Below are 20993 nucleotides of genomic sequence, written 5' to 3' on the forward strand. Positions count from 1 at the left end.
GGACCAGGAAGGCAGGACCATGAAGATCGGCACCATTCTCCGCTCCCCGCTGTTGCACTTCTTCGTGCTGGGCGGGTTTGTCTTCGCCCTCTACACCGTGATGACCCCGCCCGAGGCCCGCGCGCCGCGCGATGATCTGCTGAAGCTCACCGAGACCGATATGAACCGCATGGCCGACGGCTTCCTCGCCGCCTGGGGCCGTGCGCCGACCGAAGCGGAATCCCGGGGCCTCGTGCGCGACTGGGCCATCGAGGAGGCGATGGTGCGCGAGGCGCTGGCGCTCGGGCTCGACAAGGGCGACGCGATGATCCGCAACCGCCTGCGCGCCAAGATGGAATTCCTCGCCGAGGCGCCCGCCGCTGCCATGGTGCCGGAGGACTCGGTGCTCGAGGCGTATTATTCCGACAACGCCGACGCCTACGCCCGCCCCGCGCAGCTCAGCTTCACCCAGGTGCTGCTTCCGCAGGACGCCGCCCCCGAGGCGGTGGCCGCGCTGCGCGCCGAACTGGAAGAGGGGGCGGATCCCAGGGTCCTGGGACAGGCGACGATGCTGCCGCCACGGCTCGAGGCGATGGCCGCCCCGGCGGTCGAGCGCGTCTTCGGAGGCGGCTTCGGCGCGGCGGTGGCCGAGCTGCCACGCGATCAATGGTCCGGCCCGGTGGACAGCGGCTACGGGCAGCACCTCGTCCGGCTCGAGGCCATCGAAGCGCCGCGCCTGCCGCCGCTCGACGCGCTGCGCGAAAAGGTCATCGCCGACTGGCGCTCCGCCGAGGCGCGCAGGATGCGCGGCGCCTTCACCGACGACCTGCTCGGCCGCTATACGCTGGAGTTGCCCGAGGGCAGCGCGGAGCCGCAGCCATGAGGCAGCTCCTTGCCCTGATCTTTCTGCTGCTCACGTCATTGCAGCCCGCCCCCGTCTCGGCCCATGCGCTCGACCCGGGGTTCCTCGAGCTGTCGGCGATGGACGGCGCGCAATGGCGGGTGAGCTGGCGCATGCCCGACGTGACCGGCCGGCCAATGCCGATCATGCCGCGCCTGCCCGAGAGCTGCCAGCAGACCCCGCCGCCCGCACCGGCCTTCGACGGGCGGGCCTGGGTGACCTCGTTCCTTGCCACCTGCCCCGAGGGTCTTGCCGGTGGCCGCATCGGCATCGACGGGCTGGAGCGCACGCGCACCGACGTGCTGGTGCGCTACGAGCTGGAGCCGGGCGAGGCCCAGACCCAGCGGCTCACCGCGGGCTCGCCGGAGTTCACCGTGCCCGCCGAGCTTGGCCCCGGCGCGGTCTTTGCCAGCTACGTCGCGCTGGGGGTCAGCCATATCCTCGAGGGGGTCGACCACCTTCTCTTCGTCTTCGCCCTGCTGCTGCTCGTCCGTCAGCCGCGGCGGCTGCTCTGGGCGATCACCGCCTTCACGCTAGCGCACAGCCTGACGCTGGCCGCCGCCACGCTGGGCTGGCTGCGCCTGCCCTCGGCGCCGGTCGAGGTGGTGGTGGCGCTGTCGATCGTCTTCCTCGCCTACGAGCTGGCGCTGCCGCCCGAGCGCCGCGATCCGGTCTCGGAACGCTTTCCGGCGCTGGTCTCCTTCGGCTTCGGGCTGGTCCATGGGCTCGGCTTCGCAGGCGCGCTGCGCGAGATCGGTCTGCCGCAGGCCGACATTCCCCTCGCGCTGCTGTCGTTCAACGTGGGCGTCGAGCTGGGGCAGTTGCTGTTCATCGCGCTTGCGCTGTTGCTGGGCTATCTCGCGCGCCGCATGGCGCCGGTGCTCGCCGTGCACGGCGCGCGGCTGAGCCGGATCAGCAGCTATGGGATCGGCACCATTGCCGCCTTCTGGGTGTTCGAGCGCATCGCGGCGTTCTGACCCGGCGCGGGCTGTCGCGTCACGCGGGTTCGACCTGCGCCTCGCTCCGGGTCAGTTGCAGCTTTTGGTAGGACGGCGGGCGGATATCCAGCACCCGCCCCTCGCGCACCAGAACCCGATCGGACTGCGGGCGGGCGATGAGCTGGTCGAGGCTCCATGCCTCGAGCACCATGAAATCGGCCCGCCGCCCCACACCGAGGCTGCCCGCCTCGACGCCGCAGATCGCCGCCGGGGCACTGCCCGCGAGACCGGCGCTGTCCCCGAACGGATGGTCGAGATGGCAGATCCGCACCGCTTCGCGCCAGGTGTCGAGCATGTCGTGATCGCCGTAGGCATAGAAGGGATCGCGGCAATTGTCCCCGGCCACCGCCACCGGCACGCCCGCGGCGCGCAGCTCGTGGATCGGCATCACCCCGCGCCAGCGCGGCGTGCGGCCGGGAACCCGGTCCTGCAGGTACATGTTGACCGTCGGCAGGGTGATCAGCGAAAGCCCCGCCTCTTTCACCAGCGCGATGGTGGCGTCCATCTCCGCCTCGGGCAGACGCGCCAGCGAGCAGCAATGGCCGCAGGTCACCCGGCCCTCGTAGCCGTGGCGGATCGTGGCACGGGCCACCTGCGGAAGGGCATCGGCCTCGGCGGCCTCGTCGACGTGCAGGTCGAGATCGAGGTCGCGCTCCTTGGCCAGCGTGAACACGCGGTCGAGCAGAGCGTCGATGTCATCGAGCGAACCATGCGTGCCGCCCGAGGCGCGGGTGACGCCGCCGAGCAGCCCGCCATGCTGCGCGACGATATCCGCCAGCTTGGGTGCGTAGTCGGTGCCCCAGGCGTCGAAGGGCACCAGCGCCGAGGCTTGCAGCGCGACACGGCCCTTCCATGCCTCGCGCACCTCGGAGAAAGCCCCCCAGACGGTTTCGCCCTGCCCTTCGTGGCTGTCGAGATGGGTGCGGATCGCGGCGACGCCATGCGCCTCGGCGCAGGACAGGCCGAAGTCCATGCGGTGGATCAGGTCGTCGTGCCGCCAATGGGCGATGCGGTCGCGGGTGGTGGCCTCGCGCGCGCCGGGATGGGTGCCGCCGGAGCTGGGCGCGCGGCCCAGCACGTGGCCCTTGTCGAGATGGGTGTGCGCATCGACCAGCATCGGCCAGACGTGGCGCCCGCCGAGGCTCAGCCGCGGGACATCCGAGGCGATCCCTCCCGGCGCGGCGACGGCGGCGATGCGCCCCGCGCGGAGCAGCAGCTCGACGCAAGCGGTGCCGTCGGCATCCACCGGCGCGCCCGCGGGCGCGCCCTCGGGCAGCAGCGCGGCGGGGCAGCGCAGGTCGGTGAGCAGCAGGTCGGCGCCTGCCGCGAGCGCCTCGGCGAGGCGGCGGTGCATGTGGTTGGTCATCTGGGGTCTTTCCGTATCTGGTCTGGGCAGTGTCCTTCGGGGCGTCCGGCGCCGGGGCGTCAGCTCTCGCCCTGCCCGAAGTGGTCCTTGATCGCCTGCATGAAACCGTCCGCCGCCGAACTGAGCGCGCCGCGGCTGCGGTGCACAAGGCTCAGCCGCTGCCGTCCGGCGGCGGCCATCAGCGGCAGGAAGGCCAGATCGCCGTCGCGCAGTTCCTGGTCGACGTCGACGCGGTTGAGAAAGGTCACATGCGGCGGGCGGCGCACGAGGCGCTTCATCATCTCCGTCGAATTGGTTTCCACCACCGGCCGCAGGTCCGCATTGGCCGGGGCGAGATTCTCGATCAGCGGCCGCAACGACAGCTGCTGCGAGGCCAGCACCAGCGGGTAGATCAGGCAGTCTGCGACGCGCACGTTGGGCTTGGCGGTGAGCGGGTGGCCGGGCGCGACCACCGCGCCGAGCCGGTGCTGGAAGACCGCCGAAAGCTGCATGCGGTTGTCCTCGGGCAGGTTGTAGCCAAGCCCGATCTCGGCCTCGCCCGAGGCCACCATTTCCATCAGCTCGGAGCGGTTGCAGACGGTCACCTTCAGCTCGACCCGCGGGTGGCGCTCGCAGTAGTCGGCCACCACATCGCCGAGCCGCCCTGCGGCGAGCGTCGCCATGGTCGCGACGGTCACCTCCCCATGCGACAGGCCCTTCAGCGCGTGGATGCGCGCCTGCAGCCGGTCGTGGCCCCTCAGCGTCTCGCGGATATGGGCGATCAACAGCTCGCCCGGGGCGGTCAGCTTGAGGCCGCGCGGCAGTCGCTCGAAGATCTGCACGCCGAAATCGGCCTCGACCTCGAGCACCTGGCGGTTGACCGCGGAGGCGGCGACATTGAGTTCGCGCGCCGCCTTGCGGATAGAGCCCTGGCGGGCGACCTCGTCGATGTAGCGCAGAGCGCGGCCGTGCAGCATGGACCTTCCGAAGCTGGGTCTCGCAGGGATCGAGGCCCTGCCCTTTTTCGTGATGTTGTCACCCGGAAGGCCCATGCTCAACGCCTTACTTCTTGGCAGCCTTGGCGGCGGCGAAGTTGGCGTTGATCCGCATAGTCAGGTAGTCGCCCGCGGTGATCGGCTCGTACTTGCCCAGCGGGCCCTGCATGACCGCGTCGCGGTTGGCCTGACAGAAGAACGGCAGCGACAGGCGGCGGCCCTTGTATTCGCCCTCGGCGGGCATGCGCACCCGGTGCAGGGTCGACTGCAGCTGGTCGTCCGACCAGCGCATCAGCATGTCGCCGATATTGCAGGTGATGTAGCCGCGGCGCGGCGGCACGTCGGTCCAGGCGTTGGAGCCGGCGTCCTTGCCGGGGCAGACCTGCAGGCCACCTTCACCTTCCTTCTGGTGCAGGATGGTGAGGCAGTCGAAATCGCTGTGCGCCCCGGCGCGCCATGCCTCGAAGTCCTCGGGCTTGGCGTCCTCCATCGACATGTAATGGATGAGGCGCAGGGTCGACTGGTACTGGTCGGACTCCGGGTCATGCGCATGGGTGAAGAAGTCCTCCGGGAAGCCCATCTTCAGCGCGAAGCACGACAGGATCCGCATGCCCAGCTCCCAGTTCTGGCGCTCGAACTTCAGTGCACGCTCCTTGAAGCGGGGCAGTTCCTCTTCGGTCGGCCATTTGCCCTCCATCAGCGGGCGGGTGACCTGGTAGCTTTCCTTGTTGTCCGGCGTACCGGTGGAGGGGCGCACCTGCGCCTTGAATTCCCAGCCCGCGTTGGTGCCCTTGGGCATCGGGTATTGCGCCTTCACCTCGGTCGGCAGTTCGAAGAACTCCCAGGCGGTGTCGAAGGCGGCGTCGATGTCTTCCTCGGGGATGCCGTGGTTGTAGACCTGGAAGAAGCCGATGCCGGTGGAAGCCTCCCAGAGCGCATCGGCGATCTCGTGCTTGCGGGTCTCGAAGTCCGACAGGTCGATGGCGGGGACTTCACGCTCGACGGTGCTGCCCATGCCGCCGATGGTGGTTTCCTTGTTCAGCTCGGCAAGGTCGTAGTTGGTGCTCATTGCTTTCTCCAAAGTAGGGTGCCGGAGGGTCCGGCAGGGTGGGGAGCAATGTCCGGGCCAGGGCCTGACTGCTTCTACTCCGGGGGATGCACCGGGCGGCTCGGCGCCCGGCACGGATAGGGTTATCGCTTGCGCGGCAGGCTCCACGGGAAGAGCAGCTTCTGCGCCCAGCTCACCGCCTGGAACAGCGCCAGCGACATGGCGGCGAGCACGAAGAGCCCGGCCCAGGCCTGCGGCAGCTTGAACATCGAGGTCGAGAACTGGATGAAGTAGCCGACGCCCGCGTCCGAGGCGCAGAACTCGGCCACCACCGCGCCGATCACCGCCAGCGTCACCGAGATCTTCAGCGCCGAGAAGATGTAGGGCACGGCGAAGGGAAGCCGGATCTGGGTGATCTCTCGGAAGGCCGGGGCACGCAGGCTGCGCGACAGCTCGATGAGTTCCGGCGGCGTGGCGGCAAGGCCGGTGGCGGTGGAGACCACCAGTGGGAAGAAGCAGATCAGCGTGGTGATGACGATGCGCGGCGCGTCGCCGGCGCCCAGCACCACGATGATGATCGGCGCGATGGCCACGACCGGCGTCGACTGCACGATCACCAGCAGCGGGTAGAGCGTGCGGTTGAGCGCGGGCGACCGCACCAGCGCGATGGCCAGCGGGATGGCGATGGCGATGGCCAGCGCGAAGCCCAGCAGGGCCACCCGCAGCGTCGCCCAGACGTGGCCGGCCCAGCGTTCCGCCCCGATGCTGGGAAAGGTCGAGAAAATCGAGCTCGGCGCGGGCAGCAGGTAGCTCGGGATGTTCAGCGTGCGCGCGGCAAGCTCCCAGAGCGCCACCGTGCCGAGGATGGTCAGGATCGCCGCGACACCCGGCGCTGCGAGGATGCGGCGCAGGTCGGGGCGTCTGCCCTTCGTGCTTTCGGGCTTGGAAAAATCTGGCATCGAAAGGCTCATCAGGCGGCGTCCTTTTGCAGCAGCAGGTCCCGCAGGTGGGCGGCAAGCTCGGTCACGGCGGGATCCTTGATCGTCTCGCGACCGCGCGGGCGGGCGACGGGGACCGGCAGCTCGGTCAGCACAGAGCCGGGGCGGCCGGTCATCACCAGCACGCGGTCGGCCAGCAGCGCCGCCTCGCTGACGGAATGGGTGATGAAAACCACGGTCTTCGGCCGCTCGCCGAAGATGCGCAGCAGATCGAAGCCCATCTCCTCGCGGGTCAGCGCGTCGAGCGCCGAGAAGGGCTCGTCCATCAGCAGGATATCGGGGTCCATGTGCAGCGCGCGGGCGATGCCGACGCGTTGCTGCATGCCGCCCGACAGCTCGTCCGGCAGACGCTTGCCGAACCCCTCGAGCCCGACCATGCGCAGCAGCTCATGCGCGCGGTCGCGGTCGTGGCTGCCCACCCGTCCGCGCTTGTGGCGGACGGGGAACATGACGTTGTCTTCGATGGTGGCCCAGGGCAGCAGCGTCGGCTTCTGAAAGACAATGCCGATGTCCTCGCGCGGGCCGGTGACCCGCCGTCCGAACACCTCGACCGTGCCCAACGTGGGCTCGAGCAGTCCGGCGATCATGCGCAGCAAGGTGGACTTGCCGCAGCCCGAGGGGCCGAGCACGGCAAGAAACTCGTGCCGGGCGACCTCGAAGCTGACGTTGCGCAGGGCCTCCAGCCGGCCCGAGCCGGTCTCGAAGACCTGGCCCAGCCGGTCGAAGCGAATGGCGGCGGGTGTTTGCATCAGCCTTCCCCGCCGGGCTGGAAGCTGCGGGTGACGAAGACCTCGGGGTCATGCGCGGCCTCGTCGAGCCCCTGCGCGGCGGCAACGCGGGTCCAGGTCGCGGCAAGACGGCCCGGCTCGAAGACGCCGAGACCGTCGTCTTCGGTCACCTCGTTGAACACCAGCCCCAGCATGTCGTTCAGCGAGCCGAGCACATCGCCATGCTCCAGCTCGGGCACCATGTTGACCACCGATTGCGCGGCCTCGTCGGGGTTGGTCCGGCAAAACTCGATCGACTTCTTGAAGGCGGCGACGAAGCGCGCGGCCACCTCGGGGCGCTCCGCGAGGAATGCGTCATTGGCATTCAGCGAGGCGGAGTAAAGCTCGAGCCCGGCGGCAGACCACGGCAGCGCGATGATTTCCTTGCCCGCGTCCTTGCCCTGCCCGGTGTAGCGCGAGAGGTCGGTCATCCAGGCGACGATGCCGTCGACCTGCCCGGTCATCAGCATCGGCCCGAGCGCGCCTGCGTCGGCCTTGGTCAGTTCGAAGTCGTCCTCGGTCAGCCCCACGTCCTTCAGCACCAGCGGAAGGTAGACGTTGGACGAGGTGAAGGGCGAGGTCGCGATCTTCTTGCCCTTCACGTCGGCAACGCTGTCAAAGCCGCTGTCCTTGACGGTGTAGAACGCGTGCGGGCCCTTGTTGAACACCGACAGCACCGAGGTGACGCCGACGCCTTCCTGCGCCTTGGCGGCCATCAGCGCGCCGATGTCGGCCATGCCGATATCCGACGAACCGGCGGCAAGGCGCGAGATCGCATCCGACGAGCCGCGGCCCGAGGCGATGGTCACGTCGAGACCCGCGTCGGCGCAGAACCCCTGGTCGACGCAGACGTAGATCGGTGCCTTGTCGCCGCCGGGCAGCCAGTCGAGCTGGTAGGTGACCGGATCGCCGGCCAGCGCGGTGCTCGCGGTGAGCGCGAAACCGAGGGCCGTGAGCGTGGTGGATTTGGTCATAATGAAGGGGCCTCTCCCTAGTGTGCTGTTTTGTTGGACAGTTGCAGGTGGTCGATCTCGGCCTCGCGGACACCCTCGGAGAGCATCCGCGCCCGGGCACAGCGCCGCCGTTCCGGATCCGCGCACATCAGGCAGGCCCGGCACTTATGCGCCAAGAGATCATGGTTTTGTATTTTATCGTTACCGAGCAGGTGGTTGCTGGTCATGTCTGGCCTCGTCAGAGTCGGAACTACTGGCGAGCAATGTCCAGGATCGGATCCAGACCGCTTCTACTCGTGGCCTCATTTATGGAACGCGCAAACCCGGCCAATCAACGGGTTTTTCGCAGATCTCACAGCGCATGTTTTTTGAACAATTCCCGAGGAGCAAATACACCATTCTCGAGCCAAGGCGGACAATCTGTCAAAAATAGCTGGTTTTCAGACCTTGTTGCGGCGCCGCTCGGCAAAGCGCGCGTCGCGAAGTATGCCCGAATTTCATGCGTACGCATTTTCAGAACGCTTTTGGCGACAAATTCTCGCGCCGCAGGTCGTTTCCGAGGGTCGCTGGAAGCAGGCTGAAAATGCGCACACCCGTGCCGGGCCGCGGCAGAATCCGGGCTAGCCCAACCCCAGCGCCAGCAGGACGAGGGGAATCGTCAGCACCCCGAGCAGCGTCTGCGCGGTGACCAGCCCCGCCATCAGCGTGCCGTCACCGCCCAACTGGCGCGTCAGCACGTAGGCCGTGGGCGCGGTCGGGATGGCCGAGAAGACCACCAGCACCAGCGCCTCCACCGGGCCGAGGCCGAAGCCCGCCCCGACCAGCGCCGCGATCCCCGGCACCACGAGCAGGCGCAGCGCCGACGTGCCCGCAAGCGCCGCAAGATCCCCGCGCAGCGCGGAGGGACGCAGCGCCGCCCCCACGCAGAGCAGGCCCAGCGGCAGGCTGCCGCGCGCGAGTAATTCGAGGACGCGATCCGCACCGAAGGGCAAGCCGGTGCCCGCCAGGGCCAGCGCGACGCCTACGAGGCAGGCGAGGATCAGCGGGTTGCGCAGCATGGTTGTCAGCAGCGCGCCGGGGCGGCGCAGCACCTCGGCCTCGCTCAGCGCGACAATCGACAGCACGTTGACCAGAGGCACGGCGATGGCAAGGTAGACCGCCGCGCGAGAGACTCCCTCGGGCCCGACCAGGCTCGCGGTGATCGCCAGCCCCAGGTACGTATTGAAGCGCACCGCACCCTGCAGCGCCGGCCCGAAGCGCGCGGCGGGCATGGGCCGGATGCGCCGCGCCAGCGCCATGCCGAACGCCACGAGGCAGATCGTCGCCACTGCCGCCCCGCCAAGCCGGAGGATTTGCGGATCGTTCAGCGGCGCCCGGAGCAGGCTCGAAACGAGCAGCGCCGGGAACAGCACGAAATAGTTCAGCCGCTCGGCGGCGGGCCAGAAACCGGGATCCGGGAAGCCCTTGCGGGACAGGACGAACCCGAGGCAGATCAGCCCGAACAGGGGCCAGATGGTGATGAACAGCACGCCGCGACTTCCCTCCTGCCGCGTCGGCTTCGTCCTGCGCGGCTCGCTCCCCTATATCGCGCCGCCCGCGCGGCGTCAGCGGTCTTCGCACCATCTCTCGAAGGAGCCGCGCGGCCTACCCCGGCCGGCAAAGGTGGGATAGAATGCTACAAAATGATCCCATTGGAGAACTTCATGCTGAATTCCTACGACCGGAAGATCCTCGCGCTGCTCCAGCGCAATGCCGAGATGCCGGTCGCCGAGATCGCCGCCGAGATTGGCCTGACCACCACGCCCTGCTGGCGGCGCATCCGCAAGCTCGAGGAGCGCGGCTACTTCAAGCGCCGGGTGGCGCTGCTCGACGAGGAGAAGCTGAACGTCGGGGTCTCGGTCTTCATGGCGATCCGCACCAACCAGCACAGCCGCGAATGGGCCCGCGCCTTCGTAAAGGCAGCCGAGGAGATCCCCGAGATCGTCGACATCTTCCGGCTGGCGGGCGAAGTCGACTACATGCTGCGGGTGGTGGTTCCGGATATCGCCACCTTCGACCGGGTCTACCAGCGGCTGATCCAGAAGGTCGAGATCCACGACGTCTCGTCGATGTTCGCCATGGAGACGATCAAGTCGAGCACCGAGCTGCCGCTCGACTACGCCTGAGCGCCGCGCCTGCCCGGCCTGCGCGAGGTGAAGCGCCCCGCATGCCGGGCGGTTCTCAGGCCGCGCTGGCCGAGAAGATCGCCCTTGCGTCGTCGACCTCGTAGCCATCCACATAGGCCACCGCGTCACGCGATAGTGTCGCCACGCCCTGCAGGATGAAATCCACCTCGGCCTCGCTCATCAGCACCGACAGGTTGAGCCGCACGAAGCCCGGTTTTTCCAGTTCCTGCCCCGAGAGGATTGCCGCGCGGGTCTCTGCCGCCGCCTCAGTGTCATAGCCCAGTAGACGCAACACATAGGGACCGGCGCAGGCGCAGCCGCCGCGGGCCTGGATACCGAAGCGGTCGCTGAGCATTTTCGTCGCCAGTTGCTGGTGAATGTAGCCGCCGCGCGGATCGCGCAGGCGGAAGGAGAGCACCGGAATCCGCGCGGCCTCGGTGTTGCCCAGCAACTCGATGCCCGGCACGTCCCGCCAAATTGCGATGGCGCGGGCCGAAAGCTCGGCGTTGCGCTGTGCCATGTAAGCGGCACCGATCTCCTCCTTGACGATCACCGCCAGCGCGGCGCGGATGTCGCCGACGACATTGGGCGTGCCGGCCTCCTCGCGCGCCTCGAGGGCGCCGGAATAGTCATGCCCTTCCGAGGACACGAAACGCACGGTGCCGCCGCCAACCCACGTGGGGCGCTCGGAGACCACCGCGTCGCGGCGCAGGACCATCACGCCCGACGCCCCCGGCCCGCCGATGAACTTGTGCGGCGAGAAGACCAGCGCGTCGATGCCCGCGCCGTCCTGATCCATCTGCATCGGCAGGTAAGGTCCGCCCCCGGCGTAGTCCCAGACCATCAGCGCGCCCGCCTCCTTCACCCGGCGGGTGAGCCCCGCCACGTCGGCGATGATGCCCGAGACGTTCGAGGCCGCCGAGAAGGCGCAGATCACCCGGTCGTACTGTGCGGCATCCGCCAGCGCCGCATCCAGCGCGGCAAGGTCCGGCCCGCCTTTCGCGGCCTCGGGCAGTTCGGCCACCTCCGCCCCGCTCTCGCGCCAGGGCAGGATATTGGAGTGATGCTCGTAGGGGCCGATGATCACCTTGGCCCTGCCCCGATCCGCGCCGAGCAGCTGCACGAGACGGTTGAGCCCCGCCGTCGCCCCGCTGCCCGCGAAGACCACGGCGTGTTCCGGCCCGGCGCCGCAATGGGCGGCGACGGTGGCGCGCGCTGCATTGCGCAGGCGGGTCATGAAACCGCCGCAGAAAGACGCCTCGGTGTGGCTGTTGGCATAGTAGGGCAGCACATGCTCGAGCACGAACATCTCCAGCGTCTTCAGCGCCCGGCCCGAAGCGACGTAATCGGCGTAGACCAGCGGCTTCGGCCCGAACGGCCCGTCGATCATCGCGCCCTTGCCCACGAGGTCCTCTCCCATCTGCGCGGCGGGCGGCAGCGCGGCGCGGAAGGAGGTCAGCAGGGCGGCGGGATCGGTGACGGGCATTGGGGGTCCTCTTGTCTTGCGCGAAGCGCCCCGGTGCGGTGCCGGGAGCGCGGTTGCCCGAAAGCTAGCACCGGGGCGCTGGCAGTGGTTTCCAAAGTCCCGCGACATTCGCGGGATAGTGCGCAAACAAATGCTACCCTTTCCGACCTATGAGCAAATTTTTCCTACTCGTACTCCTTCAGCGGACTCTGATTGCTCTTTAGGCGGCGCCAATAGATACGCCGACCTCTCCGAAGCTTTCCGCGAGGACCGGTCTTGCGCCATGCGCGAAATCCGCCCTTCAATGCGCGTGAGCCCCGGGGAGAGCGTCATGTCCTTCACCTTGAAACAACTTCGCTATTTCGTCGCCGTGGCCGAGAAAGGCTCGGTGATCGGCGCAGCGCAGACGCTGTCGATCTCGCAATCGGCGGTGACCGAGGCGCTGAAGAACCTCGAGGCCGATCTCGGCGTTCCGCTCTTCGAGCGCCACGCGCGCGGGCTCGACATCACGCACAGCGGCCACCAGTTCCTGCGCCACGCGACGAAGATCCTCTCCGACGTCTCGGGCGCGCGGCGGGCGTTCCAGCACGCGCCGGGCACCACGCAGGGACGGCTCAACATCGGGGTGACCTCGCTGATGGCGGGCTACGTCATGTCGGACCTGCTGTCCCGCTACCGGCGGATGAACCCGGCAGTGGAAGTCTCGGCGCTGGAGGATCAGGGCGAGTATCTCGAGCACCTGCTGGTCGGCGGCGAACTCGACGTGGCGGTCATGGTGATCTCGAACCTGCGCGACCGCATGGCGCTGCAGTCCGAGATCCTCGACGTCTCCGCTTTCCGCCTCTGGCTGCCGCTAGGTCACAAGCTGACCGCCCGCGAGAGCATCGGCCTTGACGATGTGGCCCGCGAACAGCTCATCATGCTGAACGTCGACGAGATGGAGGAAGAGGCGGTGAAGCTGCTCTCGGCCTTCGGGCGCAAACCGCAGATCGCCTTCCGCACCCGCTCGGTGGAGGCCGTGCGCAGCCTCGTCGCCACCGGCGCGGGCGTGGCGCTGCTGCCGGACCTCGTGTACCGGCCGTGGTCGCTCGACGGCGACCGCATCGAGAGCCGCGACGTCTCGGGCAGCCTGCCGATCGTCCAGGTCGGCATGGTCTGGCGCAAGGGGCTGCCGCTGTCGGAGGCGGTGCAGGATTTCCTCTCTCTGGCTCGAATGGGACAGGCCGAACGCCCGGCGCGCTTCTGACCGGCCGAGCTATCGGTTTTTCCGAATGACCATTTCTGAATAATGAATTTGCGAACGCAGCAAAGCCGTCACATGGTTTTGATGCGGACCCAAGGGAGCGAGGCCAACGGCCGGAAAGACTCCCACCGCGCCGCGGCGCCTGTCGCTGCGGGCACGACAACCAACAATGATTTTCGGGCTGCCGCCCGCGCCTCCGGACGTGCGCCGCACGGCCAGCGGCCTCCTGCGGCCTGCCCGCAGGGAGAGTGCAATGACCAACCGTTTCATCACCGCCGCAGTGAGCGCGATCACCGCCGCCTCGCTTGCGACGAGCGCCGTGGCGCAGATGACCGAGATCGGCGAGGGCGAAGGCGAGCTGTCGATCGTCGCCTGGGCCGGCTACATCGAGCGCGGCGAGACCGATGCCGCCTTCGACTGGGTGACCAAGTTCGAGGAAGCGACTTCCTGCAAGGTCTCCGTCAAGACCGCCAACACCTCGGACGAGATGGTGGCGCTGATGAACGAGGGCGGCTTCGATCTGGTCACCGCCTCCGGCGATGCCTCGCTGCGGATGATCGCGGGCAAGCGCGTGCAGCCGATCAACATCGACCTGATCCCCTCGTGGAGCACCGTCGACGACCGCCTCAAGGAAGCCCCCTGGCACTACGTGAACGGCGAGCACTACGGCACGCCCTACATGTGGGGCCCGAACGTGCTGATGTACAACACCGAGGCTTTCCCCGAGGCGCCGACCTCGTGGAACGTGGTGTTCGAGGAGATGACCCTCGCCGACGGGTCGAGCAACACGGGCCGCGTGCAGGCCTATGACGGGCCGATCCACATCGCAGATGCCGCCAACTACCTGATGGCGCATCAGCCCGAGCTCGGCATCACCGACCCCTACGAGCTGACCGCCGACCAGTACGCCGCCGCGCTCGACCTGCTGCGCGGCCAGCGGGAGCTGGTCAGCCGCTACTGGCACGACGCCTTCATCCAGATCGACGACTTCAAGAACGAGGGCATGGTCGCCTCCGGTTCCTGGCCGTTCCAGGTCAACCTGCTGCAGGCCGACGGCGTGCCCGTCGCCTCGGTGATCCCCGAGGAAGGCGCCACCGGCTGGGCCGACACCACCATGCTGCACGCAGAAGCCGAGCACCCGAACTGCGCCTACATGTGGATGGAGCACACGCTGTCCTCCAACCTGCAGTCCGATCTTTCGGTCTGGTTCGGCGCGGTGCCCTCGGTGCCCGCGGCCTGCTCGGATGGCTCGGGCATGCAGACCCAGGAGGGCTGCGATGCCAACGGCCTCGCCCAGTTCGAGAAGATCAAGTTCTGGAAGACCCCGGTGGCCAACTGCAAGAGCCAGGACGAATGCGTGCCCTACTACCGCTGGGTGTCCGACTACATCGGCGTGATCGGCGGCCGCTGATCGCCCTCCCCTGACCTTCCCCGCGCCGCCGCCTCGCGGCGCGGGCACAAGAACCGGAATACTCCCATGCCAGCCGTGAGCTTCGACCACGTCTCCCGCCATTTCGGCGCGGTGAAGGCGGTGGATGACGTCATCCTCGACATTGCCGAAGGCGAGTTCTTCGCCATGCTGGGCCCCTCGGGCTCGGGCAAGACCACCTGCCTGCGGCTGATCGCCGGCTTCGAGCGCCCGACCGCGGGCGACATCCGCATCTTCGGCGAACCCGTCGCCGATCTGCCGCCCTACAAGCGACAGGTGAACACGGTGTTCCAGGATTACGCACTCTTCCCGCATCTCAACGTCCGCGACAACGTCGCCTACGGGCTGATGATCGCCGGACGCGGCAAGCGCGAACGCCACGCCGAGGCCGAGGCGGCGCTCGAGATGGTGCGGCTCGGCGGCTACGGCAGCCGCAAGCCGTCGGAGCTGTCGGGCGGTCAGCGCCAGCGCGTCGCGCTGGCCCGGGCGCTGGTCAACAAGCCGCGCGTGCTGCTGCTCGACGAGCCGCTGGGGGCGCTCGATCTCAAGCTGCGCGAGCAGATGCAGGAAGAGCTGAAGACCCTGCAGCGCCAGCTCGGCATCACCTTCGTCTTCGTCACCCACGACCAGGGCGAGGCGCTGTCGATGGCCGATCGTGTCGCCGTGTTCAACGAGGGCAGGATCATCCAGGTCGGCAGCCCCGAGGACATTTACTTCCGCCCCGAGGTGCCCTTCGTCGCCGATTTCGTCGGTTCGTCGAACGTGCTGCCCGAGGCGCTGGTGGCAAGGCTCGCCGGCGAGACCTGCCCCGCCGCGATCCGCCCCGAGCGGCTGCGGCTGACCTCCGAGGGGCCGCTGAAGGCACGGGTGACCGGGCTCAGCTTCCTCGGCCTCAGCACGCGGGTCAGCTTCGACGCGGAGGGCACGCGGCTGACCGCCCTGCTGCCGCAGGACGTGGCCCGCCCGCGCGAGGGCGACGAGGTGGCGCTGAGCTGGGCGGCCGAGGACCTGCACCTGATGCGGGCAGGTCAGCGGGCGAACCCGCGCGCCGGGGCATGACGATGGCTCAGACGACCGCCTCCGCGCAGATCGGCCCCTCCGAGGGGGTGCTGACGCGGCTCTCGGACACGCTCTGGCGGCGGCCGACGCTGCTTCTGCTGATCCTGCTAACGCCGCCGGCGCTCTGGCTGGGGATCATCTACCTCGGCTCGCTCTTCGCGCTGCTGCTGCAGAGCTTCTTCTCGATCGACCACTTCACCGGGCTGATCAACCACGAGTTCACGCTGGCCACCTACGCCGAGCTTTTCACCCCGGCGAACTTCGACATCATCCGCCGCACCGTCGGCATGGCGGCGCTGGTCACGGTGGCCTCGGCGGTGATCGCCTTCCCCATCGCCTATTACGCGGCGCGCTACGCCAAAGGCGCGTGGCGGGCGCTTTTCTACCTCGGGATCATGATGCCGCTGTGGTCGAGCTACCTGGTGAAAGTCTACGCCTGGAAACTGATCCTCGCCAAGGAAGGCATCCTCACGTGGATTTTCGAGGGGCTGCACCTGACATGGCTGCTCGACGCCTATCTGGCGCTGCCGGTGATCGGGGGCAACTCGCTTTCGGTCAGCCCCACGGGCACCTTCCTCGTCTTCGTCTACGTCTGGCTGCCCTACATTGTGCTGCCCATTCAGGCCGCGCTGGAGCGCGTGCCGACCTCGATGCTCGAGGCCAGCGGCGATCTCGGTGCCAAGCCCGCGCAGACCTTCCGCCACGTGCTCTTGCCGCTGGCGCTACCCGGGGTGATCGCGGGCTCGATCTTCACCTTCTCGCTGACCCTCGGCGATTACATCATCCCGCAGATCATCGGCACCTCGCGGCTCTTCATCGGGCAGGCCGTCTATCAGCACCAGGGCATCGCCGGGAACATCCCGCTGGCTGCGGCCTTCGCCGTGGTGCCCATCGTGATCATGGGCGTCTATCTCTGGATCGCCAAGCGAATGGGGGCCTTCGATGCACTCTGACCACGCCTCGCTCAAGCTGAAGATCGCCGCCGCTGCGGGGCTGCTGTTCCTGCACCTGCCGATCGCGCTGATCTTCGTCTACGCCTTCACCACCGAAGAGAAATCCTTCCAGTGGCCACCACCCGGCTACACGCTGAAATGGTTCGCGGCGACATGGGACCGGCCCGACGTCTGGGAGGCCATGGCCCTCAGTCTGAAGGTCGCGGCGATCTCGACGCTGCTGGCGATGCTCCTCGGCACGCTCTGCGCCGCCGCCGTGAGCCGCACGAAGTTCTTCGGCCGGGAGAGCATCTCGCTGCTGGTGATCCTGCCCATCGCCCTGCCCGGCGTGGTGACCGGGATCGCCCTGCGCTCGGCCTTCTCGATCGCCGAGGTGCCCTTCAGCACCTGGACCATCGTGCTCGGCCACGCGACCTTCTGCGTGGTGATCGTCTACAACAACGCCGTCGCCCGCTTTCGCCGCACCAGCGGCAGCCTGATCGAGGCGTCGATGGATCTTGGCGCCAACCTCTTCCAGACGCTGCGCCACGTGATCCTGCCCAATATCGCCACGGCGCTCGTGGTGGGCGGCATGCTCGCCTTCGCGCTCAGCTTCGACGAGGTCATCGTCACCACCTTCACCGCCGGACAGCAGCAGACGCTGCCGATCTGGATGCTCGAGGAACTGGTGCGCCCGCGCGAACGCCCGGTGACCAACGTGGTCGCCATGGTGGTGGTGCTGGTCACCCTGCTGCCCATCCTGGGCGCCTATTATCTCACCCGCGGGACCGAAGCGGTCGCGGGCCAGGGCAAGTAAAGAACGGAAAATGACGGAGGACATCATGCAGACCAAGATGCTGATCGGCGGCGCTCAGGAAGCCGGGACAGAGACCGAGGAAGCGGTGCTCAACCCGCGCACCGGCGAGCTGATCGTGAAGATGCCCGAGGCAGACATGGACCAGGTGAACCGCGCCGTGGCGGCCGCCCGCGGCGCCTTTCCCGGCTGGGCCCGCACCACGCCCGGGCACCGCTCCGGTCTTCTGCTGGCGCTCGCCGACGCCATCGAGGCGCGGGCCGAGGAGTTCGTGACGCTCGAGTCGCTCAACTGCGGCAAGCCGATCAACGAGGTGCGCAACGAGGAGGTCCCCGCCGTCGCCGACTGCTTCCGCTACTTCGCGGGCGCGGTGCGCAACATGCACGGGCCGCTCGCCGGCGAGTACATGGAGGGCCACACCTCGATGATCCGCCGCGACCCCATCGGCGTCGTCGCCTCCATCGCGCCGTGGAACTACCCGATGATGATGATGGCCTGGAAGCTGGCCCCGGCTCTGGCGGGCGGCAACACGGTGGTGATGAAACCCTCCGAGCAGACCCCGCTCACCGCGCTGCTGATGGCCGAGATCATCGCCGGCATCTTCCCGGAGGGCGTGGTCAACGTGATCGTCGGTCAGGGCGCCACGGTGGGCAATGCGCTGATCAACCACCCGCAGGTCGACATGGTCTCGATCACCGGCGACGTGGCGACCGGGCGCAAGGTGCTGCAGGCGGCCTCCAAGTCGGTCAAGCGCACGCACCTGGAGCTGGGCGGCAAGGCCCCGGTGATCGTCATGGACGATGCCGATCTCGGCCGCGTGGTCGAGGGGCTGCGCGCCTTCGGCTATTACAACGCCGGGCAGGACTGCACCGCCGCCTGCCGCATCTACGCCGGGCCGAAGGTCTACGAGAACCTCGTGGCCGACCTCTCCTCCGCCGTCTCCTCCATCGTCTTCGACAATGCCGACGACACGAAGAACGAGATCCCGCCACTGATCTCACAGCGCCAGCGCGACCGGGTGGCGAGCTTCGTGCAGCGCGCCTCGGAGCTCAAGCACATCGAGGTGACCACCGGCGGCGCTCAACACGAGGGCTCGGGCTTCTACTACCGCCCCACCGTCATCGCGGGCGCCCTGCAAGAGGACGAAATCGTCCAGCGCGAGGTCTTCGGCCCCGTCGTCTCGGTCACCCGCTTCGATGATCCGGACACCGCCGTCGCCTGGGCCAACGACAGCCAGTACGGGCTCGCGTCGTCGGTCTGGACCGAGAACATCGGCCGGGCGCTCGATATCTCGTCGCGGCTGCAATACGGCTGCACCTGGGTGAACACGCACTTCATGCTGGTCAACGAGATGCCGCACGGCGGGCTCAAGCAGTCGGGCTACGGCAAGGACATGTCGATGTACGCGCTCGAGGACTACACCGTCGCGCGCCACGTGATGATCGCGCACTGAAGTCTGGCAGGGGCGGCCCGGCCGCCCCCCGCTTCAGAGCGGGACGAAGCGGTAGGCATGCCCGGCGCGCTCCACATGGCCCATGCCGCCCTGCGAGAGGTGGAAGCCGATCACCGGCATCTGCTCCTGCGCCAGGCGCTCCATCAGCGCGACGCGGGTGCGCGCCGCCAGTTCCGGCTCCTGATCCGAGTTCGCCTCCCAGCCCGGACGGGCAAAGGCCACGTGGTCATTGCCGATGGAGTCCCCGACGATCAGCGCCGCCTCGTTGCCCTGCCGCAGTTCGAAGGCCATGTGGCCCGGCGTGTGGCCCGGCGTGAGAATCGACGCGAGGCCGGGCAGGATCTCGGCGCCGTCCTCGAAGCGTTCGATCCGGTCCTCGATCACCTCCATCCGCCGCCGCGCACCAACCGCGAAGGCCTGCCGTTCGACGCCGATGGTCTCGGCAGTCGCCGGATCCCACCAGTAGTCCCATTCCTCGCGGCCCATCAGGTAGCGCGCTTGGGGGAAAACGAGATCGTCGAAATCGTCGAGCAGCCCCCAGATGTGATCGGGGTGGGCATGGGTGAAGACAATCGCCGTCACCTGATCGGGCGAGACCCCGACGGCTTCCAGGTTGCCCAGAAGCTCTCCCGCGCTGTCCATGAAGGTGCTGCCCGCGCCGACATCGAAGAGCACGGTCTGGTCGCCGTCCTGCCAGAGCGTCACGTTGCACTCGGGCGTCAGGCGCTGGCGGTCGACGCCCTGCGCGGCAAGGATATCGGTCAGCTCGGCCTCGGGCATGCCGGCGAAGATGAAATCGCCGGGCAGCACGAGGTTGCCGTCGCTCACGGTGATCAGCCGGCCCGAGCCGATCGTGGTCTCGGCGATCAGCCGGCGGGGCAGCAACGGCGCAAGGCCGGCGGCCGCGGCGGTTTGCAGCAGGTGCCTGCGGGTCAGTGGCATGGTCTCTCCTCCCATTCACACATTCGCATCCTATGATGTAAATGCCGTGGCGGGAAGGATTGATTGTGCAGACCGCTACTCGGCGGGCGCGAAGCCGACGATGAGCTGCCGCAGCCCGATGGCCGCCCCGGCGAAGATCGACAGCAGTGCGACGGGCGCGCTGAAGGTCAGCAGGGAAAAGGCGCTCAGCCCCTGCCCGACGCTGCAGCCCGCAGCCAGAACCGCGCCCGGCCCCATCAGCGCCGCGCCGAGAATCTGGCGCTTCAGCTCGCGCGGGTCCTCGCAGGCCTCCCAGCGGAAGTGCCCCTTGCTCAGCGAGCCGAGGAAGGCCCCGAGCAAAACGCCCGTGACCGATCCCACGGCAAAGCCCGGAGCTGCCGCCGAGGCGGTCATCAACCACAGCAGGCTCTCCCCCAGCGGGCGGGCAAAGGAATGCCCCTCGACCATCACCGCTCCGAAGCTCCGGGTCGCGGCAACCTGCGTGCCGATCCAGGCCGAGGTCACAGCGAAGCCGACCACCGCCCCCCAGACCACGTGCCGCGGCGAGCGGACCATGCCGCCGCCCGCGAGCGCGACGAGGATCAGCAGCGCCCCGGCGGCGAGCCCGGTCAGCAGCGGCGCCCCGGTGATCTGCGACAGGGCCTGCGGCGCGGTGGCCGGCGTGTCCGGGAAGATGGCCACCCGCGCCAGCGCAAGCGGCCCGGAGATGGTGATATAGGCGGTCAGCCCCATCACCACGACGATCACCAGAGAGCGCAGGTCACCGCCCCCGAGCCGCGCCAAGGCGCCGTAGCCGCAGTTGCCCGACAGCGCCATGCCGTAGCCGAAGATCAGACCGCCGAGCACGGTGCCCGGCAGCGACCATTGCCGCGCGATATAGAAGGTCTGTGCTGGATCGAGCCAGCCAGCGGCGATGGCGGCATGGGTGGTGATCACGGCAATGCCGATCGCCAGCCCCCACATCCGCAGCCGCCGCGTATCAGAGGAATAGAGCGCGTCCTCGATCGCGCCGAGCGTGCAGAAACGCCCGATCCGGGCGGCCAGGCCAAGCACCACGCCCCCGATCAATCCCACGAGCGCCGCAAGCGCGGCGCCGTCTCCAAAGTCGAACATTCCGACTGTCGCTCCCTTTCGACCGTCGGCTCGCGCCGCCGGTCACTCCTCCCGACAGAACAGGTCGTATATGACCTCCATGATCTTCTTCGGCCGGTCGTCCGTCAAGGAGTAGTAGATCGTCTTGCCGTCACGCCGGGGCGTGACCAGCCCCTCGAGCCGCAGCCGCGAGAGCTGCTGCGAGACCGCCGACTGCCGCGCCGAGAGCAGATCCTCGAGCTCGGTCACCGATTTCTCGCCCGAGGCGAGATGGCACAGGATCATCATCCGCCCGCCGTGGCTCATCGCCTTGAGCAGGTTAGAAGCCTCTTCGGCCTTTTCCATGAACCGGTCCATCTCCGGCTCGCTCATGCCCTCGTCGAAGACGGGGAGGTGGGCAGCGTTCTGCATCGGC

The 20993-nt window shown here is 68.3% G+C and carries 21 protein-coding genes; 9 read left to right on the forward strand and 12 right to left on the reverse strand.

Annotated elements, in window-relative coordinates; all coding sequences use genetic code 11:
• Positions 1 to 19 precede the first annotated feature (19 nt).
• A complete protein-coding gene (locus LC039_RS13540) occupies positions 20 to 862 on the forward strand; it encodes a peptidyl-prolyl cis-trans isomerase (protein WP_226625027.1) in 843 nt (280 codons plus the stop codon).
• Positions 859 to 1857: a HupE/UreJ family protein gene (locus LC039_RS13545; RefSeq protein WP_226625028.1), complete on the forward strand. Its 999-nt coding sequence runs from the start codon at positions 859 to 861 to the stop codon at positions 1855 to 1857. The genes LC039_RS13540 and LC039_RS13545 overlap by 4 nt, the downstream gene beginning before the upstream one ends.
• 19 nt (positions 1858 to 1876) lie before the next feature.
• Here LC039_RS13545 and LC039_RS13550 read toward each other — a convergent pair whose 3' ends face one another.
• The 8 genes from LC039_RS13550 to LC039_RS13585 all read right to left on the reverse strand — a co-directional run bounded on the left by LC039_RS13550 (position 1877) and on the right by LC039_RS13585 (position 9513).
• Entirely contained in the window at positions 1877 to 3244 is a 1368-nt protein-coding gene (locus tag LC039_RS13550; protein WP_226625029.1) for a cytosine deaminase, read from the reverse strand.
• Between the two features lie 59 nt (positions 3245 to 3303).
• Complete coding sequence (locus tag LC039_RS13555) at positions 3304 to 4200, reverse strand: LysR family transcriptional regulator (RefSeq protein ID WP_226625030.1); 897 nt, start codon at positions 4198 to 4200, stop codon at positions 3304 to 3306.
• A gap of 85 nt (positions 4201 to 4285) precedes the next feature.
• On the reverse strand, positions 4286 to 5287 hold the full coding sequence (locus tag LC039_RS13560) for an isopenicillin N synthase family dioxygenase (RefSeq protein ID WP_226625032.1): 1002 nt from the start codon (positions 5285 to 5287) through the stop codon (positions 4286 to 4288).
• Positions 5288 to 5409: 122 nt separating this feature from the next.
• The gene (locus LC039_RS13565; RefSeq protein WP_226625033.1) at positions 5410 to 6237 is read right to left on the reverse strand and encodes an ABC transporter permease; all 828 of its coding nucleotides are present in this window, start codon (positions 6235 to 6237) and stop codon (positions 5410 to 5412) included.
• The gene (locus LC039_RS13570; RefSeq protein WP_226625034.1) at positions 6237 to 7013 is read right to left on the reverse strand and encodes an ABC transporter ATP-binding protein; all 777 of its coding nucleotides are present in this window, start codon (positions 7011 to 7013) and stop codon (positions 6237 to 6239) included. Before LC039_RS13570 ends, LC039_RS13565 begins: the two co-directional genes overlap by 1 nt.
• Complete coding sequence (locus LC039_RS13575) at positions 7013 to 8005, reverse strand: ABC transporter substrate-binding protein (protein ID WP_226625035.1); 993 nt, start codon at positions 8003 to 8005, stop codon at positions 7013 to 7015. Before LC039_RS13575 ends, LC039_RS13570 begins: the two co-directional genes overlap by 1 nt.
• Before the next feature lie 17 nt (positions 8006 to 8022).
• The gene (locus LC039_RS13580; protein WP_226625036.1) at positions 8023 to 8211 is read right to left on the reverse strand and encodes a hypothetical protein; all 189 of its coding nucleotides are present in this window, start codon (positions 8209 to 8211) and stop codon (positions 8023 to 8025) included.
• Positions 8212 to 8604: 393 nt separating this feature from the next.
• Entirely contained in the window at positions 8605 to 9513 is a 909-nt protein-coding gene (locus tag LC039_RS13585; protein WP_226625037.1) for an AEC family transporter, read from the reverse strand.
• A gap of 174 nt (positions 9514 to 9687) precedes the next feature.
• Between LC039_RS13585 and LC039_RS13590 the strand changes: the two genes are divergently transcribed.
• A complete protein-coding gene (locus LC039_RS13590; RefSeq protein WP_226625038.1) occupies positions 9688 to 10149 on the forward strand; it encodes an Lrp/AsnC family transcriptional regulator in 462 nt (153 codons plus the stop codon).
• A gap of 55 nt (positions 10150 to 10204) precedes the next feature.
• On the opposite strand, the gene LC039_RS13595 is transcribed toward LC039_RS13590, so the two are convergent.
• The gene (locus LC039_RS13595; RefSeq protein WP_413463840.1) at positions 10205 to 11635 is read right to left on the reverse strand and encodes an aminotransferase class V-fold PLP-dependent enzyme; all 1431 of its coding nucleotides are present in this window, start codon (positions 11633 to 11635) and stop codon (positions 10205 to 10207) included.
• 310 nt (positions 11636 to 11945) lie between these two features.
• On the opposite strand from LC039_RS13595, the gene LC039_RS13600 reads away from it, so the two are divergent.
• The 6 genes from LC039_RS13600 (at position 11946) to LC039_RS13625 (ending at position 18544) form a co-directional block, all read left to right on the forward strand.
• A complete protein-coding gene (locus LC039_RS13600) occupies positions 11946 to 12860 on the forward strand; it encodes a LysR family transcriptional regulator (RefSeq protein WP_226625039.1) in 915 nt (304 codons plus the stop codon).
• Between the two features lie 250 nt (positions 12861 to 13110).
• The gene (locus tag LC039_RS13605) at positions 13111 to 14268 is read left to right on the forward strand and encodes an ABC transporter substrate-binding protein (RefSeq protein ID WP_226625040.1); all 1158 of its coding nucleotides are present in this window, start codon (positions 13111 to 13113) and stop codon (positions 14266 to 14268) included.
• Positions 14269 to 14334: 66 nt separating this feature from the next.
• Positions 14335 to 15345 (forward strand): ABC transporter ATP-binding protein, encoded by a 1011-nt coding sequence (locus tag LC039_RS13610; protein ID WP_226625041.1) that lies wholly within the window; start codon positions 14335 to 14337, stop codon positions 15343 to 15345.
• Positions 15346 to 15347: 2 nt separating this feature from the next.
• A complete protein-coding gene (locus tag LC039_RS13615; protein WP_226625042.1) occupies positions 15348 to 16298 on the forward strand; it encodes an ABC transporter permease in 951 nt (316 codons plus the stop codon).
• Entirely contained in the window at positions 16288 to 17094 is an 807-nt protein-coding gene (locus tag LC039_RS13620; protein WP_226625043.1) for an ABC transporter permease, read from the forward strand. The genes LC039_RS13615 and LC039_RS13620 overlap by 11 nt, the downstream gene beginning before the upstream one ends.
• A 25-nt stretch (positions 17095 to 17119) precedes the next feature.
• Positions 17120 to 18544 carry a gamma-aminobutyraldehyde dehydrogenase gene (locus LC039_RS13625; RefSeq protein ID WP_226625549.1) on the forward strand — a complete coding sequence of 475 codons (1425 nt, stop codon included), beginning with the start codon at positions 17120 to 17122 and terminating at the stop codon, positions 18542 to 18544.
• Between the two features lie 33 nt (positions 18545 to 18577).
• On the opposite strand, the gene LC039_RS13630 is transcribed toward LC039_RS13625, so the two are convergent.
• The 3 genes from LC039_RS13630 to LC039_RS13640 all read right to left on the reverse strand — a co-directional run bounded on the left by LC039_RS13630 (position 18578) and on the right by LC039_RS13640 (position 20989).
• Positions 18578 to 19486, reverse strand: a complete 909-nt coding sequence (locus tag LC039_RS13630) for an MBL fold metallo-hydrolase (RefSeq protein ID WP_226625044.1) — start codon at positions 19484 to 19486, stop codon at positions 18578 to 18580.
• A 75-nt stretch (positions 19487 to 19561) separates the two neighbouring features.
• On the reverse strand, positions 19562 to 20599 hold the full coding sequence (locus LC039_RS13635) for a YeeE/YedE family protein (RefSeq protein ID WP_226625045.1): 1038 nt from the start codon (positions 20597 to 20599) through the stop codon (positions 19562 to 19564).
• A gap of 42 nt (positions 20600 to 20641) precedes the next feature.
• Positions 20642 to 20989, reverse strand: coding sequence for an ArsR/SmtB family transcription factor (locus LC039_RS13640; protein ID WP_413463841.1), 348 nt, complete (start codon positions 20987 to 20989; stop codon positions 20642 to 20644).
• Positions 20990 to 20993 lie beyond the last annotated feature (4 nt).

The organism is Alloyangia pacifica (assembly GCF_020524285.1).
GTDB lineage: Bacteria > Pseudomonadota > Alphaproteobacteria > Rhodobacterales > Rhodobacteraceae > Salipiger > Salipiger pacificus_B.

Coding starts and splice junctions, on each gene's coding strand:
- LC039_RS13615 (WP_226625042.1), top strand. CDS start 15,348: ATGGCTCAGACGACCGCCTCCGCGCAGATCGGCCCCTCCGAGGGGGTG.
- LC039_RS13540 (WP_226625027.1), top strand. CDS start 20: ATGAAGATCGGCACCATTCTCCGCTCCCCGCTGTTGCACTTCTTCGTG.
- LC039_RS13605 (WP_226625040.1), top strand. CDS start 13,111: ATGACCAACCGTTTCATCACCGCCGCAGTGAGCGCGATCACCGCCGCC.
- LC039_RS13570 (WP_226625034.1), bottom strand. CDS start 7,013: ATGCAAACACCCGCCGCCATTCGCTTCGACCGGCTGGGCCAGGTCTTC.
- LC039_RS13625 (WP_226625549.1), top strand. CDS start 17,120: ATGCAGACCAAGATGCTGATCGGCGGCGCTCAGGAAGCCGGGACAGAG.
- LC039_RS13595 (WP_413463840.1), bottom strand. CDS start 11,635: ATGCCCGTCACCGATCCCGCCGCCCTGCTGACCTCCTTCCGCGCCGCG.
- LC039_RS13590 (WP_226625038.1), top strand. CDS start 9,688: ATGCTGAATTCCTACGACCGGAAGATCCTCGCGCTGCTCCAGCGCAAT.
- LC039_RS13575 (WP_226625035.1), bottom strand. CDS start 8,005: ATGACCAAATCCACCACGCTCACGGCCCTCGGTTTCGCGCTCACCGCG.
- LC039_RS13635 (WP_226625045.1), bottom strand. CDS start 20,599: ATGTTCGACTTTGGAGACGGCGCCGCGCTTGCGGCGCTCGTGGGATTG.
- LC039_RS13555 (WP_226625030.1), bottom strand. CDS start 4,200: ATGCTGCACGGCCGCGCTCTGCGCTACATCGACGAGGTCGCCCGCCAG.
- LC039_RS13630 (WP_226625044.1), bottom strand. CDS start 19,486: ATGCCACTGACCCGCAGGCACCTGCTGCAAACCGCCGCGGCCGCCGGC.
- LC039_RS13610 (WP_226625041.1), top strand. CDS start 14,335: ATGCCAGCCGTGAGCTTCGACCACGTCTCCCGCCATTTCGGCGCGGTG.
- LC039_RS13580 (WP_226625036.1), bottom strand. CDS start 8,211: ATGACCAGCAACCACCTGCTCGGTAACGATAAAATACAAAACCATGAT.
- LC039_RS13550 (WP_226625029.1), bottom strand. CDS start 3,244: ATGACCAACCACATGCACCGCCGCCTCGCCGAGGCGCTCGCGGCAGGC.
- LC039_RS13560 (WP_226625032.1), bottom strand. CDS start 5,287: ATGAGCACCAACTACGACCTTGCCGAGCTGAACAAGGAAACCACCATC.
- LC039_RS13545 (WP_226625028.1), top strand. CDS start 859: ATGAGGCAGCTCCTTGCCCTGATCTTTCTGCTGCTCACGTCATTGCAG.
- LC039_RS13640 (WP_413463841.1), bottom strand. CDS start 20,989: ATGCAGAACGCTGCCCACCTCCCCGTCTTCGACGAGGGCATGAGCGAG.
- LC039_RS13620 (WP_226625043.1), top strand. CDS start 16,288: ATGCACTCTGACCACGCCTCGCTCAAGCTGAAGATCGCCGCCGCTGCG.
- LC039_RS13600 (WP_226625039.1), top strand. CDS start 11,946: ATGTCCTTCACCTTGAAACAACTTCGCTATTTCGTCGCCGTGGCCGAG.
- LC039_RS13565 (WP_226625033.1), bottom strand. CDS start 6,237: ATGAGCCTTTCGATGCCAGATTTTTCCAAGCCCGAAAGCACGAAGGGC.